The 13163-nt window shown below is 43.5% G+C and carries 9 protein-coding genes; 4 read left to right on the top strand and 5 right to left on the bottom strand.

From position 1 onward, the window contains the following. Window positions 1-331 precede the first annotated feature (331 nt). The 4 genes from H5123_RS13370 (at window position 332) to H5123_RS13355 (ending at window position 5509) form a co-directional block, all read left to right on the top strand. The gene (locus H5123_RS13370; RefSeq protein WP_182698286.1) at window positions 332-1096 is read left to right on the top strand and encodes an ABC transporter substrate-binding protein; all 765 of its coding nucleotides are present in this window, start codon (window positions 332-334) and stop codon (window positions 1094-1096) included. A 330-nt stretch (window positions 1097-1426) separates the two neighbouring features. Beyond that, complete coding sequence (locus H5123_RS13365; protein ID WP_182698285.1) at window positions 1427-3061, top strand: endonuclease; 1635 nt, start codon at window positions 1427-1429, stop codon at window positions 3059-3061. A 493-nt stretch (window positions 3062-3554) separates the two neighbouring features. After that, complete coding sequence (locus tag H5123_RS13360) at window positions 3555-4526, top strand: triacylglycerol lipase (protein ID WP_182698284.1); 972 nt, start codon at window positions 3555-3557, stop codon at window positions 4524-4526. Between the two features lie 5 nt (window positions 4527-4531). Then, complete coding sequence (locus tag H5123_RS13355) at window positions 4532-5509, top strand: lipase chaperone family protein (RefSeq protein WP_220487639.1); 978 nt, start codon at window positions 4532-4534, stop codon at window positions 5507-5509. A gap of 95 nt (window positions 5510-5604) precedes the next feature. Here the strand turns inward: H5123_RS13355 and H5123_RS13350 are convergent, their stop codons facing one another. From H5123_RS13350 to H5123_RS13330, 5 genes are read right to left on the bottom strand one after another with little or no spacing between them, the layout of a single operon-like run. After that, entirely contained in the window at window positions 5605-6855 is a 1251-nt protein-coding gene (locus H5123_RS13350; RefSeq protein ID WP_207891321.1) for a type III PLP-dependent enzyme, read from the bottom strand. After that, on the bottom strand, window positions 6848-8785 hold the full coding sequence (locus H5123_RS13345; RefSeq protein ID WP_182698282.1) for an IucA/IucC family siderophore biosynthesis protein: 1938 nt from the start codon (window positions 8783-8785) through the stop codon (window positions 6848-6850). The genes H5123_RS13350 and H5123_RS13345 overlap by 8 nt, the downstream gene beginning before the upstream one ends. Beyond that, window positions 8763-9932, bottom strand: coding sequence for an MFS transporter (locus tag H5123_RS13340; protein ID WP_182698281.1), 1170 nt, complete (start codon window positions 9930-9932; stop codon window positions 8763-8765). Before H5123_RS13340 ends, H5123_RS13345 begins: the two co-directional genes overlap by 23 nt. Next, entirely contained in the window at window positions 9929-11758 is a 1830-nt protein-coding gene (locus H5123_RS13335) for an IucA/IucC family protein (RefSeq protein WP_182698280.1), read from the bottom strand. Before H5123_RS13335 ends, H5123_RS13340 begins: the two co-directional genes overlap by 4 nt. After that, window positions 11758-12945, bottom strand: a complete 1188-nt coding sequence (locus tag H5123_RS13330; RefSeq protein ID WP_182698279.1) for an acetyl-CoA carboxylase biotin carboxylase subunit family protein — start codon at window positions 12943-12945, stop codon at window positions 11758-11760. The genes H5123_RS13335 and H5123_RS13330 overlap by 1 nt, the downstream gene beginning before the upstream one ends. Window positions 12946-13163 lie beyond the last annotated feature (218 nt).

The raw sequence follows: 13163 nt of genomic DNA, 5'->3' as shown, positions 1-13163 counted from the left end.
AAAGCGGTAATTGCTGCACAATATCTGCCATACAATCACCTACTTCTGTGGCGCGAAAGATATCAGAACGGCTTAATTTTGCACTTGCTTTAGTATAAAAAGTCACACCAAGTCAATAACATTTAAATCTAATGATATACCCAAAAGAAATATAGGCTAGCCAATAAAATGTAAATATGCATTATTGTGATAGTTAATTGCGCCATATTTCATACTCCAGTCAATATCCACGTCTATACTTTACTCTAATGCTTGTGTTAACTGTGTTGCATACTCCAAAAAAAATACTCTAAAGTATTGATTAATAAAAATAAGAAATAAAAGGGAAAACATGATCTCTGTGTTAAAAGCTAGGCGAAACATATTATGCTTAAGTACATTACTCACGTTAGTCATGTCGTATAACGCTATATCAGATACCCTTGAACTCTCAACTCTTGAATGGCCGCCATTCACGGGATCTCGTTTAATCAATAAAGGCATTACGAGCCAGATAGTAGAACATGCATTAAACAATGAAGGTCATAAACTTAGGATCACGGTTTTACCTTGGAATCGGGCTATAAGAATGGTGAAGATGGGCTATGCCGCGGGATACTTTCCTGAATATGATACGGCCACAGATGAATTTTTGCTGTCTGACTCTTTAGGACATAGTTCGTTAGGATTACTTGAACGAAAAACAGATCCCATAGCTTGGCATAACGTGAGTGACTTAAATAATTACACCTTAGGTGTCATCACTGGCTATCTCAATACGGTTGAAATTGATGCGATGATATTAGATGGCAGTCAAAAAATTGAAACCGCAAGAAATGATAAACAAAACATCTTGAAACTCGCTGCGGGTCGTATTAACGCGATTATAATTGACGTTAATGTGTACGATTTTCTAAAGTCAGACCCTCAAATTGCAGAAATTGCGGATCTGCTGCAAATTAATGAAAAAATATTAGAATCTAAGAGCTTGCATGTTGCATTCGAGAATAATCAGCAAGGGAAAAAGTGGTTAGAGATTATTAATAACGGTCTATCTAAGTTTAATCCTCAAGCTGTTTTGGACGCTTCGCTACAAGAAATGCGACAAAACAAGTGATATTACTGCAATAGATAACTGTAAACCTGCACTCAATGATCCATCCGAATACGCTTGCATCTCCCCATAGTTATCAAGTCCAGCGCCCGTGTAATCCACAATTGCACATTGCAGCCATTAAGCTCAAGTAAGACTGTTGTCCATACAATGGGATCCGTTCATTGACCCACCCTAATTGTTACAATATTGTATTTAAAAGAATTTAAACTGTAACAACAGTTTATTATCATACTTTATAAGTGTGATTTAATTCATCAAGGTGAATTAAGTCTTTGGGGGTCAGTTCATTTAAGCGCTGAATAAAACTATAAACATAAGAGCACATGAGTAATGACAATATCAAAACTATCTATCGCTGCACTTTTGACAGGATTAGCATTCAATGTAAATGCTAACTTGCTCATTAGTGAAGTTCTGTATGACACACCGAATAATGACAGCACTGAAGAGTATGTTGAGCTGTTTAATGCTGGATGTGATGTTATCGACCTGAGCCAATATCAAATTAGCGATAACGGCAGCAGCTATAACTTGCAAGGCAGTTTAGCCTCTGGAGAGTACTTCACCGTAGCAGCAAACTCTGCCGGTTTTAATAACTTATTTAATCTGTTACCCGATTTGTCTGGGATGCCCTTAGCATTAGGTAACTCTGGCGATTTTGTGCGCTTAAATAAAGGTGCCCAAGAAATAGATGTCGTGGCTTGGGAAGGCGGCATTTCTGGGTGGTCTTTAAATGTTCAAGATGTGTCGTTATATCGCACCACGGTACTCAACACTAAATCAGCGGCCGATTGGAACGCAAGTAATACCCCAGGGACACCAAGCACAGGTTCACTGACCACTAATTGTGGTGGTACTGGCGGCGTTAGCGATAATCAACTCGGTAATGGTCAAGCTAAAACTAATTTAACTGCCAGTACAGGCCAAACACTAAAATACATTGCCGACCTTCCTGCTAATGCCACTCAAGTGACGGTGACCATGAGCGGCGGCAGTGGAGATGCCGATCTTTATGTGCGCCAAGGTAGCGAACCGACATCAAGTGAATATGATTGCGCGCCTTATATGTCAGGTAATAATGAGCAGTGCCCTATTAGTAACCCTGTTGCAGGACGTTACTACATTAACCTTCAATCTTATGCTGCCTTCAGTGGTGTCAGCCTTGTACTTAATTATACCGTTAACACGGATACGGGTGGTGGCACAGGCACTGGTGAGGGAGACGGATCCGCTGGAGATAACGGCAGTTATGCGTTCAACACCTACTATGCAGCTGCCATTGGCCAATCTGGTGCAGCACTTAAAGCGAGTCTGAATCAGATAATTAAAGGCCATACGCGCTTTAGTTATAGCCAAGTATGGGATGGATTGGGTTATGCCGACGAAGACCCTGCCAATAGTAACAATGTCATTTTATTGTATACCGGCCGTTCAGAACCCAAAACCAATCGTGCGGGTATGAGTAACTCACAAGATGCATGGAATCGTGAACACGTTTGGGCTAAAAGTCATGGGTTTCCTGACAGCAGTCAGTATGCCTATACAGATTTACATCATCTTCGACCAGCCGATGTCTCTGTTAACAGCAGCCGTGGTAACAAAGATTTTGATGTGGGTGGCAGCGAAATATCAGAAGCACCAGGCAACCATACCGATGCTGATAGCTTTGAGCCAATGGATGAAGTGAAAGGCGATGTGGCGCGAATGATCTTTTATATGGATGTACGTTATGAAGGCAATGATAACAGCGGCACGCCAGATTTAAGCATCGCAAATGGCACAACCAATACTGGCGCTGCGTTATTGGGCGATCTGTGTACCTTGTTAAATTGGCACCTGCAAGATCCCGTCAGTGACTGGGAACGCCGCCGAAATAACCGTATCTTCGAATGGCAGAAAAATCGTAATCCTTTTATTGATAATAGCGGCTGGGCAAGTGAGCTATATGGCGCATCGTGCCAGTAGGTATTAGCCATCATAGGTAAATGATTAAGCGCAGCCATATAGGCTGCGTTTTTATTATGAGGCCCGATACAACAGAGCCGTAGCTTAGCCAATTCATTCATTTATCAGCGATAAAGTGCGAGGTGTCGCAAAAATAGCCCTTATTGCTTCACAACATAAGACTGGGTTTTGTTAATCCCATCGAATATTGCCGCCTCAAAAATGCCTGCATACTCATTAGATTTTTATTTCGAATTATCAAAAAAAGTAACCCCAGCATACTGTCGTATTAAAAACATCAATAATGAAGATGACACATAGGAACCAACCCATAGCCTTGTTTTAAACAGCAAAAAACCTGGGCTCCCTTGCCCGGCTGTACAAATGTTAACCCTTGTTTAGTTGTTAAACATACGTTAATACTAATTTACTCGATCAAGCATTACATAGAATCGGGATCCAACAAGACTTAAACATTTTATGCAATACATCATTGCACCTTTGGGGAGGATAAATGATGAAAACCAGTGTGTTAAAAATATTAATAAAGGTATCTCAGGTTAAATCCGCAACACTTAGCGCATTATTTTTAGCCGGTATTACGCTATTGTCACTTGCGCCACAGCAAGCCTATGCCCAAGGAACAAAATACCCTGTGGTGCTCGTTCACGGTTTATTTGGTTTTGATGATATTTGGGGGGTAGATTATTTTTACAGAATACCGCAAACCTTACGTCAGCAAGGCGCTCAAGTTTTTGTTGCTAGCGTGTCACCCGCCAACTCAAGCGAAGTCAGAGGGGAGCAGTTACGTACTTTTGTTCAAGCCGTACTAGCACAAACAGGGGCAAAAAAAGTTAACTTGATTGGCCATAGCCATGGCGGTCCAACAATTCGCTATGTCGCCAGTGTCAGTCCAGAAATGGTGGCTTCGGTAACGTCAATTGGGGGTGTTAACTGGGGTAGCCGTGTGGCCGACTTAGCACGTGGGATCATTCCCGCAAACTCCAATACAGAATATCTGGCGCAACAAGGTATTAATTTGTTAGCCGGTATTATTTCTGGCATATCAGGCAATAACGGCCTACCGACTGATAGCATCGCAGCGATGACATCACTCACCACCCGGGGCTCTATTGCATTTAACCAAGCTTATCCTGAAGGTATTCCGAGCCAATATTGTGGTCAGGGCCAACAACGAGCAAACAATGGTGTGTATTATTTTTCTTGGTCAGGTACCAGCCCATTAACGCATGTTGTTGATCCATCGGATTACCCACTGAGCTTAACCAGCTTAGTTTTTGGTGAACCTAACGACGGCCTTGTTTCTGGCTGTAGTTCTCATCTAGGTAAAGTGATTAAAGACAATTATAAAATGAACCACTTAGATGAAGTAAACCAAACGCTGGGGCTAGTTAGTTGGTTTGAAACTAATCCAGAAACCTTATATCGCCAGCATCTTAATCGTTTACAGCAATTAGGTTTATAAACAAGATGAAAAGTGGATTTTCACTCGCTCAAAATCCGCGATTATGGGTGGGCATAGTTTTGCTCGCCCTTTTTATCGTGCTATTGACCGCATCATTGATGCATAAACACCAAGGAGAGCTATTGGCCTCTGATAAATTACCTACCTTTGAGTCTAACTCAACATTATTCACACCAGAAACTACAGTGATTACTGCGCCTATTGGCAAAGACACATTAGGTCAGCCACTGCGGTTATCTCAAGCACTACGCTGGGATTTTGACGACATTATTTTGCAGCATCAAGATAAAGCAACCTCACTGGAAAACCTACTGTCTACATTAGCCAGTAAACTTGGCCTTAGTGCCGCTGCGCACGCTAAACTTGCAGCATTGTTTCAGCGTTACCGTGACTATAAAATCGCGATAGCTTCTTTAAAAGATGCCAGTCCTGCAATAGACGGCGATATTGATTTAACCATGACATTTGATTTTATCGAGCAGGCCCATCTATTGCAGCAAAGCTATTTTTCGGCACTCGAAATAGATGCATTTTTTGCCCGGGACAACAAATATGATCAACAAGCATTTGAGCGGCTGAAAATTCGACAAGATAGCAGTTTGACCAGAGAACAAAAAGCGGAGTTACTCGCGCATCAAATCAGCCAACTGGATGAAGAAGAACGCCGAGCCATTACGCCAACACTGATGGCCAATGATATCAGCGCTTATTTAGAGGGCACATCACCACACAGCGACCTAATTACAGGGATAAACGCAGACATGAGCCAAGAAGTGCTTGAACGAGTACAAGCAACTCAAAAAAACAATCTAGATTGGCAAAATAAAGTGACCTTGTACCAGAATTATCAACAACAAATAGCCCATTTGCCAGACACTGAACAGCAACAGGCTTTAGCACAATATCAACAACAGCAATTTACCCCGAATGAACAAAAACGCTTAACCGTGTTTGTTAATCATCCTGAGTTAATCAAGCCTTAATCTACTATCCAATCGATTAACTAATCGCTGTGCCATTGACCCGTTTAGGCTAGTTACCGTAACCGAAAATAACATAGCCTGAACGGGTATCTAGTTTACATAAATAACCGCCTAGGCGCGGCATGCATCAAAAAGTGTTGATGTGAGATATTCCATGCATACGCACCAGCATGAGTAAATACGAGGTAATCACCCACGGCTAATGATTTAACATACTGCTGTTTCGCCAGCACATCTTTAGGAGTACATAGTTGCCCAACAAGCGTCACCAGCTGATTGCTCAGCACCGGCGTTATCGATGCATCCAAAGCCAATTCAGTGTCAACACGCTGTCTCTTATGCGCCGACAATCCATCTTGGTTCAGTACAAAAAAAGGATGGTTATGATCTTGGGCTGCTGGAGTTCTAAAGTGATGAGTACCACCATGACCAATGGCAAACCATTGACCATGATTGTGTTTAATGTCTAATACTTGCATAACATAGTATCCCATTGCGGCGCTGACAAATCGGCCACACTCAAACCTAATCTTCACCTCTTCCATGTTCAACTCGGCAATCAAATGAGCCAGTCCAACACAAAAAGACGACCAGTCGAATACTTGCTGAGGATCGGCATAATTAATGCCTATACCACCACCGACATTCAGTAACGGTAAACGCAAACCATATTGATGGCACCATGTTTTAAAGGTTGAAAAATACAATGCCATCAAAGCCAGATGACGCTCAACATCCAACTGATGTGACATTAAATGAAAATGAAAGCCCACCAGCTCGACTAAAGGTATGCCGGATAATTTGGGCTGGTCACGTAAAAGATCCATGGCGGCATCGAGTTCACTCACATCGATACCAAATGGCGTGGGTTTGCCGCCCATCGTGAGACGAGTTTCGGCGATGCCCTCTAATGCAATATTCATCCGTAATAAGATGCGACAGTGACATTGTTTTTGCAGACAAAGGGCAATGATACGTCGCAGCTCGGTCAGACTCTCAACATGAATAGCATCAACCTTTAGATCGATTGCCTGAGAGAGCTCTGATATTAATTTACCTGGGCCACCGAAAATCAACGGCATCTGCGGCTGACATTGATGCAACCAATTAAGCTCGCCACCTGAAGCCGCTTCAAAACCATGCACTATCGGTGCTAATGCAGCCAATACTTCGGCTTCAGGGTTAGCTTTAGCGGCATAGTAAAGCTCACAATTACTCGGTAACGCTTTTACCATCGCATTGGCATGGGACTTAAGTTGTTCGAGATCGTAAATATAAGCACACAAAGGAGCGTGCGGATCTTGTTGTGACGTTAAAGTCGAAATCGCATTAATGATTTTATCCACAATAAACTCCAGGCAGTAGTTGGGATGTGGCTATCTCTGATGCTGCAATGTCGACTGGCTCGGATGTCGTTGCCTCTGCGTGACCATCTCGACGATGAACCATTGGATTAGGCAAGCGGGTATAACCCGATAACCGATCGGCCTGCATAAATAGACGGGTACTCAAGTTATTTTTTGAGGGAATCGGATCACCATGTAATAAACCTGCAAGCTCAGGTTGCTCACCTTCGATGTGCTGCCACTGACGTATCACATTGGCGACGACCTGCCACAATTTAGCTTCTAATTGCTGGCTGCCAGCAGCTAAATGAAATATTGCTTCGCTGACATTATTAATCAAGCTGCAATAAGCTATTCGGTTCCAGCCCTGGTCTCGGCTGTAGTAAACAGAAGCCTTGGCTTCTTGTGATAATCCTTCAAGCGACTCGCTCGGCCAAAACTCAGGCACGAGTTTGGTTCCTTCAAGATCTCGCAGCCAAATATAGGCTGGTATTCCCTCTTCAAACCCTACGACTGTGTTTTGTAAATGAGGTTCAAATGCCACGCCTCGCTTAAAGAAAAAGTAAAATATCCCGGGGAGTAACACGTCAACATAGGCGCTAAACCATTGAATAACGGTTTGCTGATAAGTTTGATGTCTGTGCTTAGATAGTGCCATAAGGCGCATTTCGCACACACTCTTTCCTTGATGATCCCAAGCAAATAATGCACCAGCCATCAATGGCTTATATCGTTCAAGCAAGTGATTTTCTATACCCTCACGGTAAAGAATACCGAAACACTCCGACACCATAAGACTTTGGGCCCGATTGCTGTGCATATCCTTGTCTTCATTCGCCAATCCGCTTAAATCTAATGTGCTGGCACCCGGCTCTGCCATCAAAGTAAAATGCGGGCAATGCATACGGGCCTCTGCGGCCACTGTCATCAAGATTTTGCTTAAGATCACTGCACTTTCAAGTTCATACCAAGCATTTTTACGCACGCAATTGGTTAAGCGGACATGAATAGAAAACTTCATAAACTGATTGATGTCGGGTAAATAAGTGGTTCTTACCGATGAGGTTGGATACACCTCTGTGCCGATTTGCCCTAAGGGTTCAATTAAGCCTGCGGCGATGGCTTTGCGCACTAACGGCTGCTCAAAGATGGTGTTAACTTCCCAGGGGTGACAAGGGTATAAGCAAGCTTTTTGTGGCTTTATTTTGTTAATCCAGTCCATCGGTTTTACTTCGGTGCAGTACAACTGCTTAACCAAACTGGGATCAACTTTAAACCAATATAAGCAAAAATTAGCCTTAATCTCTGGCGAACAAGCCAACATGTCATCGAACGCCACACCATGACGACTTTTTGGGGTCGGATGCATAGCATGCCCCCAAAGCAAGCTTTGCTCAGAGGCAATAAGCCCCGCGCCAGCATAGCTTAACAGCTGATTTTCAGTGGGAGCCTGTTGCGATAACCGCTGCAAAAATGCTTGGGTTACCGCAATACTGTTGCCTATTTGGGCTAATAACTCATGATTAAACTCAGTACAGGTGATCTTGGCCAGGTGCGCTAACAGCAGTTGTGTTATCTGTTCAGCACTACTGAGTTGCCAAACACAGCCTAACTTTTTTAAATAGAGCTGAGGGGTAAAACGAATTCGACCAAGCAAGCTCACTCTGTCGGCAACGAACAGCAATGTGGCGTTCGACTCAGGAAGCTTGAGACGAACTTTTTGCTGGTCGCGCGTTAAACACTGCGACAAGGAAAGTGGGCAATCTGGATGAGTATCATCAAAATCAACCTCTTGACGTACAATGGCAAACTCGCGTAAGTAGCAATTAAGCAAACAGCTTATTGCATTAAATTCGGCCTGTTCGCGGTAAATCTGCAGGCTATATTTAGCCTGCACTGGCTTAATATCACTCTTGGATTGCATAAACATGTTGCTCTACCTCCTTGTAAAAAAACTTAAGCCCTACTAGTGCACAACCACAGCTCAATGCTGCGAGTAAAAAAGGAAACTGCAACCCGGCTACTTGAGTCACGCTGCTCGCACCAATTCCTGCAATCACACCGGCCCATTTGCCCCAAGCATCGAAACGACCAAAGGAAAGTCCGGCGCTACCTTGCTCAATACTGCGGCTGACAATGAGATGCAGACCATTGAAAATAAGCACCATACCTAATCCAAACAAAACCCGCAGAGCCCATAAGCCAGTGCTGTTATGCAATAAAAATTGCCCTAAACACGCCCCCGCAAACAGGACGAGTCCAAGTTGAGTTTGCGACTTAGCAGACAAGGTTATGGATTTAATATTAAAGGCCAATAACAAATAGATAAGGTGTGGCAGGCTATAGTAAAAACCACTTAATGCATCACCCTCAATGCCCAGCTGTTCACTGTATGGCAGAAAGTAGGGAAAGGTCACAACCATGGCAAAACAGAAGAAAAACTGTAACCAAAGTACCTTATAGAAGGTCTGACTCTGAGCGCTTGCCGGTGGGGCAATGATTGATCTAGCCACAACAGCCTGACTGACGACCACGTCATCTTTTGGTAAGCCGATGCAAATAAACAATGCCAGCAAAGGCAGTAATGCCAGCACACGATAAATCATTAATGGATCATCAATATGAGTAAATAGACCTAAGATGATTGGTGCACTCACTAAAGCTAATCGTGCAGAACTTTGAGTCAGATTAAGGTTATTAGCTAAAGCCTTACCTTGATAAAAGCGACTCAAATAAGCATTCGATGCTGCAAGCGTACCGCCACTGATCCCTTGTACGACTAAGCCGATAGCAAACATAGATACGGAATCAGCAAAACCGGATAACAAGAACCCCAACACTAAACCGATTTGAGCCCGCAACAATGAAGTCTTCTTGCCATACCTATCGGCAAACTTGCCCCACCAAGGTGCCGATAATGCGGTGCAGATCGTCGGCACAATAAACATTAGCCCCACCAGATAACCTGATTCATCTCCCCCTAAACTCGCCAGCATCCGAGGGAGAAAAAGTGGCATGCCCAGAGCAGTAAATGCCGTGAGAAAGTGACAAAACAGTACAACTGAAATCACTCTCATACTACGGCCTCACCCAATGCAAAAACGTCTTCATCGTGCTGTTCAAGCTGAGATTGCTCTCGCGAGGCACGTAAAAAGTTTGGCGCACTTTGGCCATAAAATTTATTGACATCGGTCGCGCCTGATTGCGCTTTACTCAGCAAGCTGCCAGAGCAAAGCAGGTATTTAACTGGCAGCATGGGCTGATTTAGCAAATAATTCCGAGCATAGTCAGTCTCTATTCCCTGCGCCTGGAGCGACGCTAATTGGTCGATTAAGCAATCACGCAATTGACGATAAAGCTGCCCTGCTGGTGCCATTCCCGCTTCGGCAATCGCTTCAATAATGGCGGCTATGTCTAGCTGCAAGGTAATCGTGGTAAACATTTGTGCTAAGGCTTGATCATCATTGACTATGATCCTGCGATCGATAAGTTGTGCTGCATCATGTTCAAGCGCTTCGTCTTTTGACAAACTCGCTTGATAACGACTCAGCAGCAATCTGGCTGAGTCATTGTCTTTCATCACTAAGGATAAGCGTGAATCTTGATGATAGGCCAAAATAGCATTTTGCTGGTTTGACTCTAATGCGATGCCATACTTTAACCACAAACGTAAATGCACCTTGAGCATAAGCTGTAAATATTGGCTAAACCAAACATCCCAATGGCCTTGGTAATATCGATCCGCTAAATGCACTAAATATAGGCGTCCGTCAGGCATGACACTGGCAAGTGCAGCAACTGGAACTAACTGCTTATCTTGCATGGTTGGTGGATAACGACGCACGATATAAGCAAACAGTTTATGGTCGCCTAAGTGACCACCATGTTGTTCATCCACATGCTCAATGCTCTCACCTAATACATCATCGCGTTGCGCCAATGCTGTCAGCGTGCGTTCAAACCAATGTCCGTCATATAAAGTACTCGGTTTTATGGAGCGAATATTCTTAGCCCCTAAGGTCGCCATCAATAATGGCACCTTAATATGCACGCCTGGAGTATTGACCACAGCTAATGTTCGAACGGATAAACTGGCCTGCACCGTAAGCGCCGATTGAGGAGCTAGAAGCACTCCCTCTGGCAAGACATCCAAACTGAGAGCCGTTAACGGATGTAATGGAAATAAACAATGTGTGTCTGTGAGCGACTCATCGAGTCCAACCTCAGTCATACTTGGCCAACACTCTGGCACTAACGAGGTTAACGTCACTAACTCTTTAGAAATCGCTAACCAATAAAGCTCAAATTGGGCGGCAAACTCTGGTGCAAATAATGTCATCGCTTGAGAGTCAAAACCGACTTTGGCTCGTGCGGTTGGATAATAAGGATGGTCTAAATACGATGCGACCTGATCGCTGAACAGCATACTTTTATGCCAACCTTTCATGGTGCTCAATGGGACACTTAATGCCTCTTTCCGAGCATTAAATGCTTGTCTACAAAGCGCCCTATGGGATACCGCACAGTCCGCTTCTGCAATATAGTCGAGGAACAGGGCGTTAGATTCTGGCGGTAAATCTGCGGCCAATTCCGTAAGCCAAGCTCGATAACCTTGTTGGTACAATGGGGTATCATTTTTGTTGGCCAGCTTGTGGCTTAGCCAAGTATCAGAGACGGCTCGCCATGTCTGCATATATTGACTGGCAATCACTGGCACATAGATAACTCGCTGCGAAAAATGACTGATCTTAAGCCAAGCGGCAGGCTTAGCGTCGGGCCAGTGTCGGTTCAATGCTGGCGGTATTGCCGCAACAATCTCGCCTTTAGACATCAGTTCACAGACATTTTCTCTGAGGCAGGCATCGATAATACGTTGGCCGATATACTGTTTATCCGTGGTCATTAGTTAAACTCCCAGGTTAAATCCTGCGATAACACATCAGCCGTGGCCTGAAGACTCAAAAAATCCCGCCCCCAAACCGTAAGCACGCCAAGGTAATCTTTATTGGAATGACTGAGTCGAATTTCATCGCCTATCGACTTAATAGGCAAATAGTGTGCATGATGGGTTAAATGATCCACCGCTAATGGCATAGGACACGCACTAAGACTGCCCTCTTCGTTAGCCGGAAAATAGCGGATTAAGGCATCACTGGTGTCGGTATCTAATTCAGCTAACTCCTTACCTGCGTGGACTAATAAAATCGTTTCAAACCAGTTAAAATTAAGCACATCATTAAGAAGAAACTCGCGGCCATCGCCGATACTACGGTAATTCATTTCAACTAAAACCGGTCCGCTGTCTGTCAATATAAATTCACTGTGGCACACCCCAAAATTAATCCCAAAAGCGCTAATCTGAGCCAATGCTTGTTGACGATATTGCGTGCAAATTGCCCCATTCCAATAAGCTTGAGTTTCAATAAAATAAGGCGGGGGCGATAAAGACACATCAAACCCACCTATGGCATGCAAGGTCTGGCCATCGCCTAGGGTTTCTAATGTAAATAGTGGCCCTTGCAAATAAGACTCAAGTAAAATCACACTCTCTGAACAACCGATGTTGGCCGCATACGCCATTAATTCTTCAGTATTTTGGCATAAAGCCACTCCCATACTCGCAACACCTTCACGAGGTTTCGCGACTAAAGGAAAGGGCATATTACTAGGTAAGTCATGCCCTACAGACCAACTAAAAGCCCATGTACTGGGTAAACCAAGCGCCAATAACTTAGCGCGCATCGCCGCTTTATTTTTAGCTTGGTAACACACATGCCAATTTTTCGCTGCGCAAGCAAAATAATCAGCCACCATCGCAGTTGATGTTTGCAAGTGATCACTATTAGAAAAAACGATATCGGGTGAAACACCTAAAGTATGTAAGCAATCGATAATGGCAAGAGGGTTGAATACATCACATTCGATAATATGATCTGGAGACTGTATTTGGCCGACAAAATATTGTTTATGTGCTAAACCATGATCGGTCAGTAACCATATTTCGTAGCCTAAATTGAGTGCTGCTGGTACAAAACCTTCCACCACAGCTCGATTTTCCACATGTGTAATCAAAACTAATTTAGGTTGCATAACTTACATTCCTATACTCAAAAAATACTAACGCTATTTAACGGCAATATGGTCCTCAATCACGGTAACTAGGATGAGGATTCTCGCTGCACCGAAACAATGTAAATGATAATCATTACTATTTAAATAAAATTTACATTCGAAAATGACATTAATAAAAAATGACTACTTGGCTTAAACTAATTGGAAAATAAGGAAAAATATTACTAAGACAGGAA

The sequence above is a fragment of the Shewanella sp. SR43-4 genome, from assembly GCF_014163845.1.
Classification (GTDB): domain Bacteria; phylum Pseudomonadota; class Gammaproteobacteria; order Enterobacterales; family Shewanellaceae; genus Shewanella; species Shewanella vesiculosa.
This window is presented reverse-complemented; position numbering and strand designations above follow the sequence as displayed.

Excerpts from the sequence above, each read along its gene's own strand:
- H5123_RS13370 (WP_182698286.1), top strand. The coding sequence starts at position 332 with ATGATCTCTGTGTTAAAAGCTAGGCGAAACATATTATGCTTAAGTACA.
- H5123_RS13330 (WP_182698279.1), bottom strand. The coding sequence starts at position 12,945 with ATGCAACCTAAATTAGTTTTGATTACACATGTGGAAAATCGAGCTGTG.
- H5123_RS13360 (WP_182698284.1), top strand. The coding sequence starts at position 3,555 with ATGATGAAAACCAGTGTGTTAAAAATATTAATAAAGGTATCTCAGGTT.
- H5123_RS13365 (WP_182698285.1), top strand. The coding sequence starts at position 1,427 with ATGACAATATCAAAACTATCTATCGCTGCACTTTTGACAGGATTAGCA.
- H5123_RS13335 (WP_182698280.1), bottom strand. The coding sequence starts at position 11,758 with ATGACCACGGATAAACAGTATATCGGCCAACGTATTATCGATGCCTGC.
- H5123_RS13340 (WP_182698281.1), bottom strand. The coding sequence starts at position 9,932 with ATGAGAGTGATTTCAGTTGTACTGTTTTGTCACTTTCTCACGGCATTT.
- H5123_RS13355 (WP_220487639.1), top strand. The coding sequence starts at position 4,532 with ATGAAAAGTGGATTTTCACTCGCTCAAAATCCGCGATTATGGGTGGGC.
- H5123_RS13345 (WP_182698282.1), bottom strand. The coding sequence starts at position 8,785 with ATGTTTATGCAATCCAAGAGTGATATTAAGCCAGTGCAGGCTAAATAT.